Below are 18,983 nucleotides of genomic sequence, written 5' to 3' on the forward strand. Positions count from 1 at the left end.
TCAGCTCTCCTCGGGGGTGGCAGTGATACGGAGGTCGGTGCCGATGCGGACGGTCTCGACCACGTCGAGCCGCAACGCTTCGGTGATGGTGGTGATTCCGGCGTCGGCGAGGGCCGTGCGGCCGTCGCCCAGGAGCACCGGCGCGAGATAGCCGACGACGGTGTCGACGGCTCCCGCGGCGACGAAGGAGCCGGCCAGCGTCGGCCCGCCTTCGAGGAGTACGGAGCGGACGCCGCGCTCGAACAGGGCGTCCAGCAGCGCCGGTACGGACAGGCCGCGGCCGTCCCTGGGCAGGCGTACGACGTCGGGAAGGCCGGTCTCGGCGACCTCGGCGACCTCGGCGTCCTCGGCGACCGCGATCAGCGTCGGCGCGGCGTCGTCGAGGACACGGGCGCCGGGCTTGACGGCGGTGGCGTCGGTGTCGACGACGACGCGCAGGGGCTGTACGGCACCGTCGATGCCGCGGACGGCGAGGTGCGGGTCGTCGGCGCGGGCGGTCCCGGAGCCGACGACCACGGCGTCGGCCTCGGCGCGCAGCCGGTGGACGTCGGCGCGGGACTCGGGCGAGCTGATCCAGCGGCTGGTGCCGTCGGCGGCGGCGATGCGGCCGTCAAAGGTGGCGGCGTACTTCCACAGGACGTAGGGCCGGCCGCGGCGGACGGAGGTGAGCCAGGCGGTGTTGCCCGCCGCGGCCTCGTCGGCGAGCAGGCCCTGCTCGACCTGGACGCCGGCGGCGCGCAGGGTGTCGGCGCCACCGGTGGCCTGCGGGTTCGGGTCGGCGACCGCGTAGACCACCCGGGCGATCCCGGCCTCGACGAGGGCCTGGGCACAGGGGCCGGTGCGGCCGGTGTGGTTGCAGGGTTCGAGGGTGACGTACGCGGTGCCGCCGCGGGTGCGTGCCCCCGCGTCCCGCAGGGCGTGGATCTCGGCGTGCGGGCCGCCGGCGCGCTGGTGGAAACCTTCGCCTACGGGGCGGCCCGAGACGTCGGTGATGACGCACCCGACAACCGGGTTGGGGCTGGTGGAGCCGAGTCCGCGGGCGGCGAGCGCGACGGCTCGGCGCATGGCGTCCAGGTCGGCTGCGGTGGCCACCGGGTCCTCCTGCCTCTTTCGGGCACGGACTCCGGGGCTGTCGACGAACGACAGGAGCAAGCGGAGGAACGCCTCGGGGGAATGCCGATGCCGACGCAACCGACCGCCCCCTCGGACCGTCCGGCTCCGGACTGTCCCCTGAGGACGACCAGCCGCTCCGGCCGACGGACCACGAGGGTCGCCCGCCGCGCACTGCCTCCCATCCGGACTTTCACCGTCGGTCCAGGAATTTCACCTGGTCAACCGGCCGCTGGATGCGGACGGGTCGCGGACTGTAACCGCCGGTTCGGAATTACACCGACCCCGGAGTGCGCTGCTGCTGATACAGGGCCAGTCTGCCATGCCCGTCGGAGGGCCAAACGAGCAAGTGGCTGTGTCCTGGCTCACAGGGCCCGGACCGCACGGGAATGATCCAGACCCATTGACGCAGTGGTCTAGTCCTTTTACTCTCTGCGTCACCTCCGCGGAGCCGGCCCGCCGGCGCACGCAGCCAGGGGGTGCCCGGCAGCACCTCACGGCCTGCCGGCCCCGGCACGAGATCGCCCGGCGGCGGTTCCCGGCCCTTGCCGCCGCCGGGTCCTCGGCACGACCGCGTGCCGCGCGTCCACGCAGACGAGAGCGGCGCCCAGCCTGGTGGCGGCGGCAAGGCGGGTGGAGGCCGGGCACATCGTCCGCCTCTCGATCGTCGCGGCGCGGGCCGCGTACCGCTGGGCCACTGCCGCACACAGCTGCGCGCACCATCGCGCGACCGGCCGCCGCGGGGTACCGGTCCCCCTCCGGCTCCCCCGGCCGTACGTTCCGCGCGCTGCGGCAGGGCGGGATCGCGGCCCCGAACGGGCCGCGGGCAAGCGGGCGTTCGAGGAGTTCCCGGCCGAGCGGAACGGCGGGCCGGCCGAGCGGCGGATGCGGACCGGAGGGCCCGGCTAGCGGACCGGCGAGTAGAGGTCGTCCTGGGCCGCGTCGCGCGCCGAGAGCAGGGCGCCGTGGAGCACGCCCGCGCCGCCGAGTCCGCCCGCACGTACCTCCGTGTGCAGCGGCGAGAGCTCGTTCATCCGGCGCGCCACCCGGTCGGCGAGCGCCGGCCCGCCCGCGTGGCCGATCTCGCCGCCGAGCACCACACAGCCCGGATCGAGTACGGCGACGGCCGCGGCGGCCCCGATGGCGATGCGCTCGGCCAGGGCGTCGAGGAAGGCCGGGGGGCCGTCGGCGGCCGCCGCCCCGACCATCGCGACCGCGTCGCCCTTCAGGCCGTGGCGCTCGCCGAGTGCGGCGACGGCCGCCCCGCCCGCCAGCGAGTGGAAGCCGCCGTCGCAGCCGTCCCTCCCCGGCAGGCCGCCGGTGCCGGGGACCGGGAGGAAGCCGATCTCACCGGCGCCGCCCGAGGCGCCGCGGCGGATGCGGCCGTCGAGGAAGAGCGCGGCACCGACGCCCTGGCCGAGCCAGAGGAGGACGAAGGTGTCGCGGTCGCGCGCGGCGCCGACGCGCTGCTCCGCGACCGCGGCCAGATTGGTCTCGTTCTCCACCAGCACGGTGGCGGGGAGGCGCTCCTGGAGCGCGGCGACGAGCCGCCGGTGCCAGGCGGGCAGCCCTGTGGTGTCCCGCAGTTCGCCGCTGGCCGGGTCGATGAGGCCCGGCGCGCCGATGCCGACGCTGTGCAGCCGCGCCACTCCGGCGTCGCGGGCCGTGCGTTCCAGCAGGGCGACGGCCCGCTCGACGGCCGGTTCCGTGCCGGTGTCGCTGCCGATCGGGAGCGTCGCGTCGGCGAGCGTCGTGCCGAGCAGGTCCGCGACCACGACCGAGACGCCCTGGGTCCGCATATCGAGGGCCGCCAGATGGGCGCGGTCGGCAACGATCCCGTACAGGCGCGCGTTCGGGCCGCGGCGCTGCTCGCCCGCCTCGCCCACGATCCGGATCAGCCCCGCGCCCTGGAGCCGCTCGACGAGGTCGGCGACGGACGGCCGGGAGAGTCCGGTCAGGGACTTCAGCTGACCTGCCGTCAACGGGCCCTCGTCCTGGAGGAGTCGCAGGGCGAGCCGGTCGTTGATGGCCCTGGCGGTGCTCGGGGATGCGGGCATGCCGGAATCCTTCCAGACCTATTTATCAGGCAGGGTTCCTGATAGTTTACGCTCGACCACGACCGTGGCTCAGGGGAGGATGAACAGCAATGCCCATCGCGCGACTGGTCCGGGCCCGGTACGCCGTGGCCGCCGTCTTCTGCGTCCACGGCGCCGTCACCGGCAGCTTCGCCACCCGCGTCCCGTGGATCCAGGACCACGCGGGGGTCGGCGCCGGCCTGCTCGGCGTGGCGCTCGCGTTCCCCGCGATCGGTGCGTCCGTCGCGATGCCGCTAGCCGGGGCGATCAGCCACCGCTTCGGCGCGCGCACCGCGCTGCGCGGACTGCTCGCGCTGTGGACGCTGGCGCTTTCGCTCCCGGCGCTGGCGCCGAACGTGTACGCGCTCTGCGCGGCGCTGTTCGTGTTCGGTGCGACGGCGGGGATGTCGGACGTCGCGATGAACGCGCTCGGCGTCGAGGTCGAGAACCGGCTGGACCGCTCCATCATGTCCAGCCTGCACGGCATGTGGAGCGTGGGCGCCCTGATCGGCTCCGCGGGCGGCACGCTCGCCGCGCACCTGGGCAGCGACGCACGTATCCACCATCTGCTCGCCTCCGCCGTGCTCACCGTGGCCGGGCTCCTGGCCTGCCAGGGTGTGCTGGACCTACGCAGCACGCCGGACGAGGAGCCCCCGCCGCGGTTCGCGCTGCCGCCGCGCTCGGCAGTGATCATCGGTGCGATCGGGTTCTGCGGGGTGTTCGCGGAGGGCGCCAGCCTGGACTGGTCCGCGGTGTACCTGCGGGACGAGCTCGATGCGTCGGCGGGGCTCGCGGCCGCGTCCACCACCGCGTTCGCGCTGACCATGGCGGTGGCCCGGCTGGTCGGGGACCGGGTCGTGGACCGCTTCGGTGCGGTCCGCACGGTCCGCGTCGGAGGCGTGCTGGCGACGGCCGGCGGCGTCCTGGTCGTGCTGGCGCCGCACCCTGCGGCGGCGATGGCGGGGTTCGGGTGCATCGGCCTCGGCATCGCCGTGGTCGTGCCGCTGGCCTTCGCCGCGGCGGGGCGGACCGGGACGAACCCGAGCCTGGCGATCGCGGGGGTCGCGACGATCACGTACACCTCGGGGCTGGTCGCGCCGTCGGCGATCGGAGGGATCGCGGATCTGACGTCGCTGGTCGTGTCGTTCGGCCTGGTGACGGTGCTGGCGTTCGGGCTCGTGCTGGGAGCGGGGGTGCTGCGGGGCAGCGCTCGTGACGGCGCGGTGCCCAGCCCGGCTCGTGAGTCGGCGCCGGAGCTTCGGAGCTAGGCCCTGTCGTTCGGATCAGGCCGGATCAGCGAACGGCCCGCCGCGGAGCGGCCGATGTCACAGCGGCGCGTGCAGCTGCAAGGCGGACCAAGAAGTCGACGCGGTGGGGGCACCTCCCGTACCCGAAGGGCTACGGCGGAGTCGGCGACCGACGACAACGCAGCAGATGCGCGCGCCGGACACGCGAACCCGGCAAGCTCCGATCGACAGGGCCTACGGAGTGTCTTCGATCGTCCGCCCCGAGGGCGGGCCCGGCGGCGCCTGGTGCGTGCGATCGCAAAGCGGAGGAAGGAGTCCATGCGGTGGGGGCACCTCCCGTGCCCGAAGGGCTACGGGGGTGGGGGCACCTCCCAGGCGCGAGCTCTGGGGGAGCGTGCCAGACGCCGCCGGGGAGACGAGACTGTGAAGACACGACCGAGGGCGCGGCGTGTCCGAACTTCGGGGCTGCGTCCCTGAAGTACGGACGAGGCACGGGGCGCAAGCAGAAGCGGACCTCTACGTTCCCCTTACCATTGCGGGGATCCCCAGAGCCTCGGAAGTGGAGCCCGTATGAACCTCGGCGTGCGCTGGACCCTGCACGGCGACGGACGAACACCCGCCCCCGGGGCTGTCGTACGGCCCGACGAACGGCTCTCGTGGCCGCGCACGGCCGGGCTCGGGGCCCAGCACGTGGTGGCGATGTTCGGCGCGTCGTTCGTGGCGCCGGTGCTCATGGGGCTGGATCCGAACCTCGCGATCATGATGTCCGGCATCGCGACGATGATCTTCCTGCTGGCGACGCGCGGCCGGATCCCGAGCTATCTGGGCTGCTCGCTCTCGTTCGTCGGTGTGGCGGCGGCGATCCGCGCGACCGGCGGCGACAGCGCCACCGTCACCGGCGCGGTCCTGGTCGTCGGTGCGGCGCTCTTCCTCGCGGGGCTCGCTGTGCAGCGGTTCGGCGCGCGGATCATCCACGCCGCGATGCCGCCGATCGTGACCGGCGCCGTCGTCATGCTCATCGGCTTCAACCTCGCGCCGGTCACGGCCGCGACGTACTGGCCGCAGGACCAGTGGACGGCGTTGCTGGTGATGCTGTTCACCGGCCTCGCCGTGGTCTGTCTGCGCGGCTTCTGGTCGCGTATCGCGATCTTCCTCGGGCTGATCTTCGGCTACGCGGTCTCCTGGCTCTTCGACCGGATCTTCGGGAAGATCCACTCCACCGCTGGTGGGCCCGAGGCGGTGGACCACTGGCGGCTCGATCTCTCCGGTGTCGCCAAGGCCGACTGGATCGGCCTGCCGAGCTTCCACGCCCCGGCCTTCGAGTGGTCGGCGATCCTGGTCGCGCTGCCGGTCGTCATCGCGCTGATCGCGGAGAACGCCGGACACGTCAAGGCCGTCGGCGAGATGACCGGCGACCCGCTCGACGACAAGCTCGGCACCGCCATCGCTGCCGACGGCGCCGCCTCGATGCTGTCGACGGCCGTGGGCGGCCCGCCCAACACCACGTACTCCGAGAACATCGGCGTCATGGCCGCCACGCGCGTCTACTCCACCGCCGCCTATTGGGCCGCGGCGGGCTTCGCCCTCCTCTTCGGGCTCTGCCCCAAGTTCGGCGCGGTGGTCGCCGCGATCCCGGGCGGGGTGCTGGGCGGGATCACCGTGATCCTCTACGGCATGATCGGCCTGCTCGGCGCGCAGATCTGGATCAACGCCAAGGTGGACCTGCGCAATCCGCTCAACCTCGTCCCGGCCGCCGCGGGCATCATCATCGGCGTCGGCGGCGTCAGCCTGAAGTTCACCGAGCACTTCGAACTCAGCGGCATCGCCCTCGGCACGATCGTCGTCATCACCGGCTATCACGTGCTGCGCGCCTTCGCGCCCGCGCATCTCAAGCCGCAGGAGCCGCTGCTCGACGCGGGCACGTCCGCCTACGACAGCGGGGAGCCCGGCGGCGATCAGCCCGTCGCCAGGTCATAGGCGTACTCGGGGCGAAGCTGCCCGCCGGTCGCGGAGAGCAGTCCGGCGACCGTGCCCGCGGCCACCACCGCCGCGGCCACCACCGCCGAGGCCGCCACCGCCGAGGCCGCCACCGCCGAGGCCGCCCCGCGGCCGGCACACCGCGGCGTACGCACACGACGGCGCGCGGCCCGGCGGCGCCGGGCGGTCCGCTCCGCCCGCCGCGGTGTGCGTACGCCTGACCTGCCCGGCATCGGCGCTCCCCTCCCCCGACAGGCCGCTCCAGTCCGATTTGTTCCCCCGTTCCGGGGAAGCGGGGTCCTGGCGGCACTCGCCCGAGCCCAGGACTGGGACGCTGCCCCCATGGGTCAGATCGAGCAGTCGACGGCGGCGCCGGTGCCGAGGACGGACGCCGTGCGCCCCTCGCTCGGCGCGGTGGTCGAGCGGATGTGTGGACTCCGCTCGGGCTGGCCGGCGACGGACGGGGTCGCGGTCTTCAACCGCGTGTACCTGTCCGTCACGGAGGAGCTCGGCCGGCGCATCGACCGAGGCGAGTTCCCGGACCGGCGGGCCGCGGTGACGCTGGACGTGCTCTTCGCCGAGCGCTATCTCTCCGCCGTCGCCACGGCCGTCGAGGGCGGCCGGCCGCCCGCCTGCTGGCGTCCGCTCTTCCAGTACCGGCGTCATCCGGGCGTACGCCCGCTGCAGTTCGCCATGGCCGGGATCAATGCGCACATCGGGCACGATCTGGCACTGGCGGTCGTGGACACCTGTCGTACGCTCGACTGCGAACCGCCGCATCTCGAGGGGGCGTTCGAGCATGTGGGCGAGGTCCTCACGTTGCTGGAGGAACGCATCCGCGAGGATCTGATGCCTGGGCCCGATCTGCTGGAGATCGCCGATCCGCTCACCCATCTGCTGGGCTCCTGGAGCCTGGAGCGGGCGAGGGACGCCGCCTGGTCGGCGGCCCGGCTGCTCTGGCGCATGCGGGAACTCCCCGGACTGGCCGACGAGTTCACCGAGCGGCTGGACACCGGCGTCGGGCTCGTCGGGCGCTGCATGCTCACCCCCTGGCCCTGACCCCAGCGCGGGCGCCGGTGCCGGCCCCGAACCCGACGCAATGGATGCGAAGGAGTGCAACATGACGATCCGGCTCGGACTCGGGCTCCCGCAGATGCGGCAGTACGACATCGGCCGCGACATCCCCGCGGTGGCGAGGGCGGCCGAGGAGACCGGCTACGACAGCCTGTGGGTGTTCGAGCGAGTGATCTTCCCCGAGCCCGCGACGCAAGGGCTGTACGGCATCCCGGGCCGCCCATGGCCCGACCAGTACCGCGACGTCGCCGAGCCGACGGTGTCGCTGGCCCTGGCGGCGGCCGTGACCGGCCGGGCGAGGCTCGGCACGAGCGTGCTGATCGCCCCGCTCCACATCCCCTTCCAGCTGGCGCGGACACTCGCCACCCTCGACGCGAGCAGCGGTGGCCGCGTCGTCGCCGGCTTCGGCACCGGCTGGTCCCTCGACGAGTACGCGGCCGCGGGAGTGGCGCCGTTCGAGCGGCGCGGCGCGGTGCTGGACGAGCTGCTCGACGTGTGCCGGGCCGTGTGGGGCCCGGACCCGGTCGCGTACGAGGGCGAACTGACGACCATCGCGCCGTCCGTCGTCGGGCCCAAGCCCGCCCGGCCCATCCCCGTCCTGCTGCCGGCGAACAGCCCCAAGGCCGCACGCCGCGTCGTCGACCGGGCCGACGGCTGGCTGCCGGTGGCGATGGGCCCGCAGAGGCTGGCCGACGAGTGGCGGCGGCTCCAGGACCTGGCGGCCGAGCGCGGCCGTGAGCGGCCCCTCCTGGTCTCGGTCCGTGCCAACGCGCGGTACCGGGCGAAGCCGTTCGACGGCCGCGACCGGCAGCCGTTCCACGGCAGCGTGGACCAGATCGTCGAGGACCTGGTGGCCCATGTCGCGCCCGGTCTCGACGACTTCCACCTCGATCTGCAGGGCACCACGAGGGACGCGGAGGAGCTCAAGGACGTCGCGGCGGCGGTGTACGCGGGCGTGCGGGCCGCGGGCGTCTGACCGGGCACCGGGCGTCTGACCGGGCAGCGGTGCGACGGACGTCCGACGCCCGTCCGACGGACGTCCGACGGGCATCTGACGGGCGCGGGTGCGCGACGGGCCGTCCGCGGGCGTACGAGAGCCGCCGTCCGGCCGGGGTTACCGGCCGGACGGCGGCTGAGGTGACCACCCGGGGCCGGCCGGATCACGGGCGGCGGCGGGGGTACGTTCACGGCGGACCGGCATCGCCGGTCCGTTCGGGCTCACCCAGGGCGAACTGGACCTCGAAGAATCAGTCCTCGGGAAGCTCCACCGGGGCGATCTCGTCGAAGACGTCACCGGGGCCGGGGTTGGTGGAGTCGGTCGCGCCACCGAAGTGGTGCATGACGCCCCACACCGCGTTGAGAGCCGTCTGCACCGCGCCCTCGGCCCAGCCGGCCGTCCAGGAGATGTCGTCGCCCGCGAGGAAGATGCCTCGCTTGTCGGCGGGCAGCCGGTCCTGCATGAAGTGGGTGAACAGGCGCCGCTGGTAGCGGTAGTGGCCCGGCAGGTTGGCCTTGAACGCGCCCATGAAGTAGGGCTCGTTCTCCCAGGACACGGTCACCGGGTTGCCGATGATGTGCTTGCGGATGTCGACCTTCGGGTAGATCTCGCCGAGCGACTTGAGCATGACCTCCATGCGCTCGTTCGCGGACAGCGGCAGCCACTTGAGGCTGTCGTCGCACCACGTGTACGAGAGGCAGATGACGGCCGGCTTGTCGGGGCCCTCGTCCAGGAGATAGGTGCCGCGGGTCATGCGGTCGGTGAGCGTCATCGACATGACGTCCCGGCCGGTCTGCTCGTCCTTGTCCAGCCAGAAGGGCCGGTCGACGGGGACGAAGAGCTTGCTGGACTCCATGTAGTGGGTCCGCTCCATCGCCGTCCAGTGGTCGATGGGGAAGAGCGAGTCGTCGCACGCGATCTTGGACAGCAGCATCCACGACTGGGCGGTGAAGATCGCCGCCTGGTAGGTGCGGATGTCGCCGGTCGCGTCGGTGACGGTGATCCGGTTGCCGGCGGTGCGGTGCAGCCGGGTCACGGCGGGCCGCGGCGCGCCGTCGTGCAGCGTGGCGAGGGAGGTGCCCTGGGCCCAGTGGACGATCTTCTCGGGCTCGCGCTCCCACAGCCGCAGCGGCAGCTGCTGGGAGCCGCCGACGATGCCGCGGTGGTGGTCGTCGGCCTCGGTGTAGACGACGCGGAGGATCTCCAGGATGGAGTTGGGGAAGTCGGTGTCCCAGCCGCCGGTGCCGAAGCCGACCTGGCCGAAGATCTCGCGGTGCCGGAAGGACTTGAAGGCCTCGGAGTCGCAGAGGAACCCGTAGAAGGTCTGGTTGTCGAGCTTCTCGACGAGCTTCGCCCAGATCTCGCGGATGCGCGGGACGTCGCGCTCGCGCATGGCGCGGTTCATGTCGGAGAAGTCCGCGCCCTCCTCCAGGCAGGCGTTCCACGCGTTCATCACGTCGCGGTAGACCTGCGGCAGGTCGTCGATGGTCTCCGCGTAGTGCGACTCGCCCTTGAGGTCGACGACGGTCGACGGGGTGGACTCGGCGAGCGGGTTGGGGAACGGCCGGGTCTCCAGGCCCACCAGGTCGATGTAGTGCTGGAGTGCGGTCGAGGAGGGCGGGAAGCGCATGGCGCCCATCTCGGCCGTCAGCTCGTCGGTGCCGGTGCCCTCGAAGCCGACCGTGCGGAGCCGGCCGCCGATCTGGTCCGCCTCGTAGACGACGGGCTTGAGGCCCATCTTCATCAGCTCGTACGCGGCGATGATGCCGGAGAGCCCGCCGCCGATGACGGCGACCTCGGTGCCGTGCCCGGTCGCGGGTATCTGGCCGAGGCCGGCCGGGTGGGCGAGGAAGTCGTCGTACGCGTACGGGAAGTCCGGCCCGAACATGGTGATGGGCGGCTGCGCGTCGGAGTGCGGGACGGCGGTGGGCACCGTGGACGTCATGGGGCTCTGGCTCCTGCTGTTCTGGCGTGCTGCGGGGTCAGCGGGTGAGGGACGCGTACAGGCCGGGACGGCGGTCGCGCAGATACGGGTTGGCGGCGCGCGAGGCGGCCAGGAAGTCCGGGTCGGCGTCGGCGACGACGAGCTCCTCGCCGTGGCCCGCGCGGGCCCGGGCGATGCCGTCGGGTCCGGCGAGGCAGCTCAGCCCGGCGAAGTCGAACTCGCCCTCGGGGCCGGTCCGGTTGGCGTAGGCCACGTACATCTGGCTCTCGAAGGCGCGGACCGGAAGGAGCTTCTCGGCGACGAACTGAAAGGGGTTCATCAGCGCGGTCGGCACCGCAAGGAGCTCCGTGCCGGCGAGGGCATGGGCCCGCACGTTCTCCGGGAACTCGACGTCGTAGCAGATGAGCAGGCCGATGCGGAGGCCGCCGAGCTCGGCCTGGACGACGGGCTCGTCGCCGGGCGTGAACCACTCCTGCTCGAAGCAGCCGAAGAGATGGGTCTTACGGTAGTTCGCGAGGCGCTCGCCGTCGGGGCCGATGAGCTGGGCGGCGTTGTAGACCGCCTCCTCGTCCCGCTCCGGGTAGCCGTAGACGACGGCGATGCCGTGGCGTGCGGCGATCGCGGCGACGGCCTGTGCGGAGGGACCGCCGGCGGGCTCGGCGAGGCGGGGCACGGCGTCGCCGATCGCGTAGCCGGTGAGGTACATCTCGGGGGCGATCAGCAGCCCGGCGCCCGCGGCGGCGGCGCGCGCGGCGTGCGTGTCGAGCAGTTCGAGGTTCTTCGCGATGTCGCCGGGGGTCCCGGAGCTCTGGAGCAGGGCGGTGCGCAGCGGCGGCATGGACCTACCTCGGGAGGACGGTGGGGTGTGTCAGGGAGACGTAATGACGGTACGTTCGGTGTTCGGCCCGGACAAGGCACGACCGTTGCGGACCGAGTGTCGATCCGTTGCGTGATATCCGCGCAGGGCGGCGATTCGTTGCGTGAGCCCGTTTGCGTGAGCCGCAGCTCCGGCCCCGCTGGTGCGTTCAGCCGGGCGAGCCGGACGAGAAGCGCCTGAGCAGCGGGGAGAGCACGAGCACGGACTTGGTCCGCTCGACGAACGGCTCGCCCGCGATCCGCTCCAGCACGCGCTCGAAGTGGCGCATGTCGGAGGCGAAGACCTGGACGATCGCGTCCGCCTCGCCGGTGACGGTGGAGGCGGACGCGACTTCCGGGTACCGCTCGAGACCGCGCTTGATGGTCTCGGGCGAGGTGTTGCTGCGTGCGTAGATCTCGATGAAGCCCTCGGTCTCCCAGCCCATGGCGGCCGGGTCGACGCGGACCGTGAAGCCGGTGATGGCTCCGTCGGCGCGCAGCCTGTCCACGCGCCGCTTCACGGCGGGCGCGGACAGGCCGACGAGCGACCCGATGTCGGCAAAGGAACGACGTGCGTCCTCGGCAAGGGCGTGGACGATGCGTTCGTCGAGATCGTTCAGTCGCACGGGGGGTGGATCACTTCTCTGCTGTTGCCAACCGGGAGCGGCGAAGGCCGTACAGGAAGTAGAACACGAGCCCGGCGACCATCCAGCCACCGAAGACCACCCATGTGGCGAACGGGAGGCTGAACATCATGTACGCGCAGAATCCGAAGCCGAGGATCGGGGTGACCGGGAAGAGCATCACCTTGAAGGTCCGGTTCATGTCCGGGCGGTTGTAGCGCAGGATGATCACGGCCACGTTGACCAGCGCGAAGGCGAAGAGCGTGCCGATGCTGGTGGCGTTGGCCAGCTCGCCCAGCGGGATGAAGGCCGCGAGGACACCGCAGAAGAGCGAGACGATCACGGTGTTGGCGCGCGGGGCGCCGGTCTTCGCGTTGACCTTGGCGAAGACCTTGGGCACCAGGCCGTCGCGGGACATCGCGAACAGGATGCGGGTCTGGCCGTACAGCACGGCGAAGACGACGCTGGCGATGGCGACGACCGCGCCGGCGGCGAGCACCACGCCCCAGAAGCTCTGGCCGGTGATGTCCTTCATGATCTGGGCGAGCGCCGCTTCGGTGCCCTCGAAGTCCTGCCACGGCATGGCGCCGACGGCGACCAGCGCGACCAGGCAGTAGAGCACGGTGACGATGAGCAGCGACAGCATGATCGCGCGCGGCAGGTCCTTCTTCGGGTTCTTGGCCTCTTCACCGGCGGTGGAGGCGGCGTCGAAGCCGATGTACGAGAAGAAGAGGGTGGCCGCGGCGGCGCTGATGCCCGTGACGCCGAGCGGGGCGAGCGGGGCGTAGTTGCCGGCCTTGATGCCCATGAAGCCGATGCCGATGAAGAGGACCAGCGTCACGATCTTCACGATGACCATGATCGTGTTGACGCGGGCGCTCTCCTTGGCGCCGCCCATCAGGAAGACCATGGCGAGCAGCACCACGACGAGGGCGGGGAGGTTGATGAAGCCGCCCTCACCGAGCGGCGCGGAGACCGAGGCGGGGATGGTGACGCCGATCGTGCCGTCGAGCAGCTCGTTGAGGTACTCGCCCCAGCCGACGGCCACGGCCGCGACGGAGACGCCGTACTCCAGCACGAGGCACCAGCCGCAGACCCAGGCGATGAGCTCGCCCATGGTCGCGTACGAGTACGAGTACGAGGATCCGGAGACGGGCACGGCGCCCGCGAGCTCCGCGTACGACAGTGCCGAGAACAGGGCGGTGAGGCCCGCGACGACGAACGAGATGGCGACGGCGGGGCCGGCGAGCGGGGTGGCCTCGCCGAGGACGACGAAGATGCCGGTGCCGAGCGTGGCACCGATGCTGATCATCGTCAGCTGCCACATCGTGAGCGAGCGGCGGAGGCTGCCGCCCTCGCCCTGGCCGCCCTCGGCGACGAGGGTCTCGACGGGCTTGCGCCGCATGAGGCGGCTGCCGAGGCCGGACTGGGCCGAGGGGTCCTGCTGGGGAGTGACGGGTGGCGCTGCGCCCTGGTCCAACACTGAGGAGGCTCCTAATCGCTGCCTGTAGGGAGGCGGCGACCGGGACGATTCCTCACGCTCTGCATCTTCCCGGATTCGCTCCGGGAAATGTGCTGGGGCATGACTGAGCAGCCCCGAGCGGGGAATCGCCGAGCAGACGGTCCCCGCCGAACTCCACGTACTAGCGAGTGACCCTATGAGTCCCGCTTCCCGCTCGTAATGCATGAGCTTTGCGCATCTGCGAAAGATCGTTGCGTGGTTCGGGCGGCAGCGGTGGAACGTTGCACCGCCACGCAAAACCCTTCCAAATCGGGACTCAAAGCTCTCGTGTCCGGTCGGCCACCGACCGGTAGGGGCATTCAAGCCAAGCGCTCGGGCATGCGCTCGGGCATGTACGGCACAACGCTTCCTGCGGTACCAGTGAAGGGCCCGTCACCGAGACGATCGGAGGCCCCTGTGACACCGGACGCCGACTGGCTCGATCCCGCCCCCGACTGGCTCGACCCCGCCCCCTTCCTGCGCGGCGTGGCCTGGCGGGAGGGGGCACGTGCCGTGCGGGCCGATCCCGCCGATCTGGCGCGGCTGCCGTGGGACACCCGCGAGCGCGCCGCGCTCCCCATCGGCGTACGGCTGGAGTTCACGGCGCCCGGCGGTGCGCGCGCGGTCGACGTGCGGTACCGGGCGCGGGTCCCCGGGCCGGGAGAGACGATGCGCGAACTCGCGCACTGCTTCGCGCTGTGGCGGGGAGACCGGTGTGTGGGCGAGGCGTTCGGCGAGCCTGCCGCGGAGGCGACGGTCCGGATCGGGCTACCGCCGGGGGACGGCCCGTTCGCGGTCCATCCGCCCGAGTCGCAGTCGCCCGTGGTCCTGGGCCTGCGCGGCGTCGGCGGGCCCGTGGTGCCCGCGCCGCGGCGCCCGCGCTGGCTCGTCCACGGCGACTCGATCACGGAGGGCTGGTGGTCCACGCGCCCCGCGCACTCCTGGCCCGCGGCCGCCGGCCGCACTCTCGGCCTGGACACCGTCAACCTCGGCTACGCGGGCGCGGCGCGCGGTGAGCTCGCCACCGCGGAGCAGCTCGCGTCCCTCCCCGCCGAGCTGCTGACGCTCGCCTTCGGCACCAACTGCTGGTCCGGGGTGCCGTACGGCGCCGCGCTGATGTACGCGACGACGCGGGCCTTCGTGGCGCTCGTACGCCGTGGCCACCCGGAGACTCCGCTGCTGCTCGTCTCGCCGTTGCTGCGCCCCGAGGCCGAGGCGGCGCAGAACGCCCTCGGCGCCACGCTCGCCGAGCTGCGCGGCGCGATGGAGTCGGCGGCCCTCGACCTCGCCGCGGCGGGCGACGGCCGGCTGGCGCTGCTGCCGGGCCGCGACCTGCTGACCGCCGCCGACCTGGCGGACGGCCTCCACCCGAACGACACGGGCCACGCCCGCCTCGCCTCCGCGGTGACGCACGCGCTGCGCGCGGCGGGCTTCGTCACGGCCGCCGCGACACGGGAACGGACACCGTCGCGGGCCGTCGGACCCTGACCCCCGCGTTCCGTCGGCGGTCCTGTCAGGGGGAGCGAGCCCACCCGCTCCGTGGAACTGCCGCACGGCAACGGCCCCCGGGACCGAAGTCCCGGGGGCCGCAAAGGGGTTGACGGGCCGAGGCCCGTCAGCTCAGGAGGCCGGGCGCGTCAGCTCAGGAGGCCGGGCGCGTCAGCTCCAGCTCGCGTGGAGCGGCTTGCCCTCCGCGTAGCCCGCCGCGCTCTGGATGCCGACGATCGCCTTCTCGGCGAACTCCTCCAGCGAACCCGCACCCGCGTACGTGCAGCTCGACCGCACGCCCGCGATGATCGAGTCGATCAGGTCCTCGACGCCCGGCCGCGCCGGGTCGAGGAACATCCGCGACGTCGAGATGCCCTCCTCGAAGAGCGCCTTGCGCGCCCGGTCGTAGGCCGACTCGTCGCTCGTGCGGTTGCGCACGGCACGCGCGGACGCCATGCCGAAGGACTCCTTGTACAGCCGGCCGTCCGCGGTCTGCTGGAGGTCGCCCGGGGACTCGTACGTCCCCGCGAACCAGGAGCCGACCATCACGTTCGACGCGCCCGCGGCGAGCGCCATCGCGACGTCGCGCGGGTGCCGGACCCCTCCGTCGGCCCAGACGTGCTTGCCGTACTTCTTCGCCTCCGCGGCGCACTCCAGCACGGCGGAGAACTGCGGGCGCCCCACGCCGGTCATCATGCGGGTGGTGCACATGGCGCCGGGGCCCACACCGACCTTGATGATGTCGGCGCCGGCGTCGATGAGGTCCTTGACGCCCTCGGCCGCGACGATGTTGCCCGCGACGATCGGGACCTGCGGGTCGAGGCCGCGGACCGCCTTGATCGCGGAGATCATCGACTCCTGGTGGCCGTGGGCCGTGTCCACGACGATCGTGTCGGCGCCGGCGTCGAGGAGCTGCTTCGCCTTGCCGGCCACATCGCCGTTGATGCCGACGGCCGCGGCGATCCTCAGCCGCCCCTGCGCGTCCGTGGCCGGGGTGTACAGCGTGGCGCGCAGGGCGCCCTTGCGGGTGAGGACGCCCACGAGCCTGCCGTCCTTGTCGACGGCCGGGGCGATCTTGCGATTGGCGTTGTCGAGGACGGTGAACGCCTCGCGCGGGTCGATGTCCGCGTCGACCTCCAGCAGGTCCTTGGACATGACCTCGGACAGCTGCGTGAAGCGGTCCACGCCGGACAGGTCGTGCTCGGTGACGATGCCGACCGGGCGGTTCTCCTCGTCCACGACGACACCGGCGCCGTGGGCCCGCTTCGGCAGCAGGGACAGCGCGTCGGCGACGGTCTGGTGCGGGCTCAGCATGATCGGGGTGTCGAGCACGAGGTGGCGCGTCTTCACCCAGGAAACGACCTCGGTGACGACCTCGATCGGGATGTCCTGCGGGATGACGACGATTCCGCCGCGACGGGCGACGGTCTCGGCCATCCGGCGGCCCGCGATGGCGGTCATGTTCGCGACGACCAGCGGGATCGTGGTCCCGCTGCCGTCGGGGGACGCGAGGTCGACGCCCTGACGGGAGCCAACGGCCGAGCGGCTCGGCACCATGAACACATCGTCGTACGTCAGGTCGTACGGCGGCTTGATGTCATTGAGGAAACGCACGTGCAGAACATCCCAGTCGATCGGAGGGGTCCCGGGTGTTCACCCGGGGGAAAACGCACGTACTTCATTGTCCCATGACAGCGGGGGTGCACCTCGCGGGCTGATCATCCAGCACCCCGCGCGGCCCCCTCGTCGGATCCTCCAAGGGCGACGAGCACGGCGAGCCGCCCCGGCATCGCGTCGACCGCCTGGGCGAACACCTCCTGGGCGGTCTCCCACTCCCGGGGGCGCGCGGCGGCGTACTCCTGCCAGCGCAGTACGAGCACGAGCGTGCCCTCGTCCCCCGGCAGGTCGGTGAGGCAGTCGGCGAGCGCGTCCCAGTTCCTGCCGAACCAGGCGGGGAGCTCCAGATCGCCCGCGCAGCGCTCCATGAAGGCCGCCTTGTCACTGACGCCGTGGAGGTCGAGCACGGTGATGTTCCGGCCGGCCACGGCGCCGAACAGAGCAGCGAGGGGGCCGTTCCTCATCGGAGCACCTCTCTGAACGTCTCGTAGTGATCGTCGGTGTAGTAGACCTCCCCGGCCTGCCCGGTGACAATGCGGCGGGCCCCGCGGTCGCGTTCGCCGGGTGTGCGGACGGTGTACTCGCGGTAGTAGCCGCGCTCCCGCCGCGGCAGGATCCGCTCGAAGTTGCCGAAGGCGGCGCCGTCCTTCCCGTACGGGAACGGCCCGCCCCTGTCGATGAGGCGCAGGGTCTCGCGGGCCTCCGGGGGCAGGTCGCCGACGCGAACGACCGGCAGGGCGGTACGGCCGGTGGGTGCGGCGGGGCTCTGCGTGCCGGAGCCCGAGGAGCAGCCGGCCGCCGGCAGTCCCAGGCAGACGAGCAGGGCGGCGGCCAGGACGAGACGCAGGAGCCGGGGAATCCGGAGGTCCCGCAGGGGCGGCCGGTGCAGCATGAGGCCGATGCTGCCACGGTCGCGGGTGAAGGCGGTGAAGGAGGGGCCGGGGCGGGTAGGGAATGCCCCGTGCAGCACAGCGACCGGACACACCACGCAGAACGGCATGCGCCCGCGCGAGGGGCGGAGGCACCCGAGCAGGAGCAGGCGGAGCCACCGGAGCGGGAACAGGCTCCGGCGTATGAGGCGCCGCGACGGCAGGCGGCGCTCCAGGAGACGCGTCAGCGCGCCCGTCAGGAGGCCGCGCGGCTGACGGCGGAGAGCGTCCACGGGGTGGCCCTGACCTGGGTGGACAACGCGGGGCTCACACGCGTCAAGGCCGTTCCCGTCGGCCGTCTCGCCCATGCCGCCACGCGCGGCGTGGGCATGTCGCCCGTCTTCGACGTCTACCTCGTGGACGACTCCATCACCACGAGCCGGCACATCGGCGGCCCGGACGGCGATCTCCGGCTCGTACCGGACCTCGAACGGCTCACCGTGCTGGCCGGGCAGCCCGGCTGGGCCTGGGCGCCCGTCGACCGGTACGACCAGGAGGGGCAGCCGTACGCCGCCTGCCAGCGGCTCTTCGCCCGCCGGATGGCGGAGCGCGCCGCGGAGCGCGGGATCGAGCTGCGGATGGGCTTCGAGACCGAGTGGATCGTGCAGCGGGAGGGCGGGTACCCGTGGGCCGGGCCGGCGTACGGAATGGCGCGGGTGGTCGAGCTCTCCGACTACGTGAACGAGGTGCTGCGGGCGCTGGGCGCGCAGGGCGTCGAGGTGCTCCAGATCCATCCCGAGTACGCCGTCGGGCAGTTCGAGGTCTCGGTCGCACCGTCGGACCCCGTGGGCGCCGCGGACCTCGCCGTACTGGTCCGCGAGACGGTCCGGGCGGTGTCGCTGCGGCACGGGCTGACGGCACTGTTCGGCCCGGCGGTGGAAGCGGCCGGTATCGGCAACGGCGGCCATCTCCATCTGAGCCTGTGGCGGGACGGGCGCAACCTGTGCCGGGCGGGTGACGGCCCCTTCGGGATGACCGCCGACAGCGAGGCGTTCCTCGCGGGCGTCCTGGACGCCCTCCCCGCGCTGCTGGCCGTCGGCGCCCCCTCCCCCGCGAGCTATCTCCGCCTCGAACCGTCCCGCTGGGCGGGCGCCTTCCAGTGCTGGGGGCTGGAGAACCGCGAGGCCGCTCTCCGCTTCATCACGGGCGCCCCCGACGACCCCGACGGCGCGAACGCCGAGGTGAAGTGCTTCGACGCCGCGGCGAACCCGTATCTCGTGACGGGCGCCGTGATCGCGGCGGGCCTGGCGGGCCTCGATGCGGACGCACGGCTCCCGGCCCCGGTGCGCGGCGACCCGGCGGTGACCGGCCCCGGTGAGGCCCGGGAGGGCGCGGGCGGCGGCGCCCCGGCCGCCGCGGGACCGCTGCGGCTGCCCCGGTCGCTGCCGGAGGCGCTGGCGCACTTCGAGCGGTCGGACGTGCTGCGTGCGGCGCTCGGTGAGGCGCTGTTCGAGGCCATCGCGGCCGTGCGGCGGGCCGAGGACGAGCTCTTCGCCGGCCGGGCCCCCCAGGCGATCGCGGACGCGACGCGCGGGCGGTACTGAC

16 protein-coding genes and 1 riboswitch are annotated in these 18,983 nt (G+C 72.8%); of the genes, 6 read left to right on the forward strand and 10 right to left on the reverse strand.

The window, feature by feature from the left end:
* Positions 1 to 1,092, reverse strand: coding sequence for a bifunctional diaminohydroxyphosphoribosylaminopyrimidine deaminase/5-amino-6-(5-phosphoribosylamino)uracil reductase RibD (gene ribD / locus KK483_RS04500; RefSeq protein WP_262003905.1), 1,092 nt, complete (start codon positions 1,090 to 1,092; stop codon positions 1 to 3).
* A gap of 185 nt (positions 1,093 to 1,277) precedes the next feature.
* A riboswitch (FMN riboswitch) is annotated at positions 1,278 to 1,408 on the reverse strand.
* A 607-nt stretch (positions 1,409 to 2,015) separates the two neighbouring features.
* Positions 2,016 to 3,167 carry an ROK family transcriptional regulator gene (locus KK483_RS04505; protein ID WP_262003907.1) on the reverse strand — a complete coding sequence of 384 codons (1,152 nt, stop codon included), beginning with the start codon at positions 3,165 to 3,167 and terminating at the stop codon, positions 2,016 to 2,018.
* 89 nt (positions 3,168 to 3,256) lie between these two features.
* On the opposite strand from KK483_RS04505, the gene KK483_RS04510 reads away from it, so the two are divergent.
* Positions 3,257 to 4,453 (forward strand): MFS transporter, encoded by a 1,197-nt coding sequence (locus KK483_RS04510; RefSeq protein WP_262003909.1) that lies wholly within the window; start codon positions 3,257 to 3,259, stop codon positions 4,451 to 4,453.
* A 549-nt stretch (positions 4,454 to 5,002) separates the two neighbouring features.
* The gene (locus KK483_RS04515) at positions 5,003 to 6,409 is read left to right on the forward strand and encodes a uracil-xanthine permease family protein (RefSeq protein WP_262003910.1); all 1,407 of its coding nucleotides are present in this window, start codon (positions 5,003 to 5,005) and stop codon (positions 6,407 to 6,409) included.
* On the opposite strand, the gene KK483_RS04520 is transcribed toward KK483_RS04515, so the two are convergent.
* Positions 6,388 to 6,642 carry a hypothetical protein gene (locus tag KK483_RS04520; RefSeq protein ID WP_262003911.1) on the reverse strand — a complete coding sequence of 85 codons (255 nt, stop codon included), beginning with the start codon at positions 6,640 to 6,642 and terminating at the stop codon, positions 6,388 to 6,390. The two genes, KK483_RS04515 and KK483_RS04520, sit on opposite strands and share 22 nt — an antisense overlap.
* Positions 6,643 to 6,751: 109 nt before the next feature.
* Here KK483_RS04520 and KK483_RS04525 point away from each other — a divergent pair, with 109 nt between their 5' ends.
* Both KK483_RS04525 and KK483_RS04530 read left to right on the forward strand, forming a co-directional pair.
* Positions 6,752 to 7,468, forward strand: coding sequence for a DUF5995 family protein (locus KK483_RS04525; protein WP_262003912.1), 717 nt, complete (start codon positions 6,752 to 6,754; stop codon positions 7,466 to 7,468).
* Positions 7,469 to 7,529: 61 nt separating this feature from the next.
* A complete protein-coding gene (locus KK483_RS04530) occupies positions 7,530 to 8,459 on the forward strand; it encodes an LLM class F420-dependent oxidoreductase (RefSeq protein ID WP_262003913.1) in 930 nt (309 codons plus the stop codon).
* A 271-nt stretch (positions 8,460 to 8,730) separates the two neighbouring features.
* Here the strand turns inward: KK483_RS04530 and KK483_RS04535 are convergent, their stop codons facing one another.
* The 4 genes from KK483_RS04535 to KK483_RS04550 form a co-directional block, all read right to left on the reverse strand.
* Positions 8,731 to 10,425 (reverse strand): NAD(P)/FAD-dependent oxidoreductase, encoded by a 1,695-nt coding sequence (locus KK483_RS04535; protein WP_262003914.1) that lies wholly within the window; start codon positions 10,423 to 10,425, stop codon positions 8,731 to 8,733.
* Positions 10,426 to 10,462: 37 nt separating this feature from the next.
* On the reverse strand, positions 10,463 to 11,263 hold the full coding sequence (locus KK483_RS04540; protein ID WP_262003915.1) for a carbon-nitrogen hydrolase family protein: 801 nt from the start codon (positions 11,261 to 11,263) through the stop codon (positions 10,463 to 10,465).
* Positions 11,264 to 11,450: 187 nt separating this feature from the next.
* Positions 11,451 to 11,906 carry an Lrp/AsnC family transcriptional regulator gene (locus KK483_RS04545; protein WP_262003916.1) on the reverse strand — a complete coding sequence of 152 codons (456 nt, stop codon included), beginning with the start codon at positions 11,904 to 11,906 and terminating at the stop codon, positions 11,451 to 11,453.
* 10 nt (positions 11,907 to 11,916) lie between these two features.
* Positions 11,917 to 13,386: an amino acid permease gene (locus tag KK483_RS04550; RefSeq protein ID WP_262003917.1), complete on the reverse strand. Its 1,470-nt coding sequence runs from the start codon at positions 13,384 to 13,386 to the stop codon at positions 11,917 to 11,919.
* Positions 13,387 to 13,821: 435 nt separating this feature from the next.
* Here KK483_RS04550 and KK483_RS04555 point away from each other — a divergent pair, with 435 nt between their 5' ends.
* Positions 13,822 to 14,892, forward strand: coding sequence for a GDSL-type esterase/lipase family protein (locus KK483_RS04555; protein WP_262003918.1), 1,071 nt, complete (start codon positions 13,822 to 13,824; stop codon positions 14,890 to 14,892).
* Between the two features lie 171 nt (positions 14,893 to 15,063).
* On the opposite strand, the gene KK483_RS04560 is transcribed toward KK483_RS04555, so the two are convergent.
* The 3 genes from KK483_RS04560 to KK483_RS04570 all read right to left on the reverse strand — a co-directional run bounded on the left by KK483_RS04560 (position 15,064) and on the right by KK483_RS04570 (position 17,401).
* The gene (locus tag KK483_RS04560) at positions 15,064 to 16,512 is read right to left on the reverse strand and encodes a GuaB1 family IMP dehydrogenase-related protein (RefSeq protein WP_399015962.1); all 1,449 of its coding nucleotides are present in this window, start codon (positions 16,510 to 16,512) and stop codon (positions 15,064 to 15,066) included.
* Between the two features lie 98 nt (positions 16,513 to 16,610).
* A complete protein-coding gene (locus tag KK483_RS04565) occupies positions 16,611 to 16,973 on the reverse strand; it encodes a barstar family protein (protein ID WP_262003920.1) in 363 nt (120 codons plus the stop codon).
* The gene (locus tag KK483_RS04570) at positions 16,970 to 17,401 is read right to left on the reverse strand and encodes a ribonuclease domain-containing protein (protein ID WP_262003921.1); all 432 of its coding nucleotides are present in this window, start codon (positions 17,399 to 17,401) and stop codon (positions 16,970 to 16,972) included. The genes KK483_RS04565 and KK483_RS04570 overlap by 4 nt, the downstream gene beginning before the upstream one ends.
* Positions 17,402 to 17,650: 249 nt before the next feature.
* Between KK483_RS04570 and KK483_RS04575 the strand changes: the two genes are divergently transcribed.
* A complete protein-coding gene (locus KK483_RS04575; RefSeq protein WP_262009345.1) occupies positions 17,651 to 18,982 on the forward strand; it encodes a glutamine synthetase family protein in 1,332 nt (443 codons plus the stop codon).
* Position 18,983 lies beyond the last annotated feature (1 nt).

It is taken from the genome of Streptomyces sp. FIT100, from assembly GCF_024584805.1.
Classification (GTDB): domain Bacteria; phylum Actinomycetota; class Actinomycetes; order Streptomycetales; family Streptomycetaceae; genus Streptomyces.

Excerpts from the sequence above, each read along its gene's own strand:
- KK483_RS04505 (WP_262003907.1), bottom strand. The coding sequence starts at position 3,167 with ATGCCCGCATCCCCGAGCACCGCCAGGGCCATCAACGACCGGCTCGCC.
- KK483_RS04535 (WP_262003914.1), bottom strand. The coding sequence starts at position 10,425 with ATGACGTCCACGGTGCCCACCGCCGTCCCGCACTCCGACGCGCAGCCG.
- KK483_RS04515 (WP_262003910.1), top strand. The coding sequence starts at position 5,003 with ATGAACCTCGGCGTGCGCTGGACCCTGCACGGCGACGGACGAACACCC.
- KK483_RS04540 (WP_262003915.1), bottom strand. The coding sequence starts at position 11,263 with ATGCCGCCGCTGCGCACCGCCCTGCTCCAGAGCTCCGGGACCCCCGGC.
- KK483_RS04525 (WP_262003912.1), top strand. The coding sequence starts at position 6,752 with ATGGGTCAGATCGAGCAGTCGACGGCGGCGCCGGTGCCGAGGACGGAC.
- KK483_RS04565 (WP_262003920.1), bottom strand. The coding sequence starts at position 16,973 with ATGAGGAACGGCCCCCTCGCTGCTCTGTTCGGCGCCGTGGCCGGCCGG.
- KK483_RS04510 (WP_262003909.1), top strand. The coding sequence starts at position 3,257 with ATGCCCATCGCGCGACTGGTCCGGGCCCGGTACGCCGTGGCCGCCGTC.
- KK483_RS04570 (WP_262003921.1), bottom strand. The coding sequence starts at position 17,401 with ATGCTGCACCGGCCGCCCCTGCGGGACCTCCGGATTCCCCGGCTCCTG.
- KK483_RS04520 (WP_262003911.1), bottom strand. The coding sequence starts at position 6,642 with ATGCCGGGCAGGTCAGGCGTACGCACACCGCGGCGGGCGGAGCGGACC.
- KK483_RS04530 (WP_262003913.1), top strand. The coding sequence starts at position 7,530 with ATGACGATCCGGCTCGGACTCGGGCTCCCGCAGATGCGGCAGTACGAC.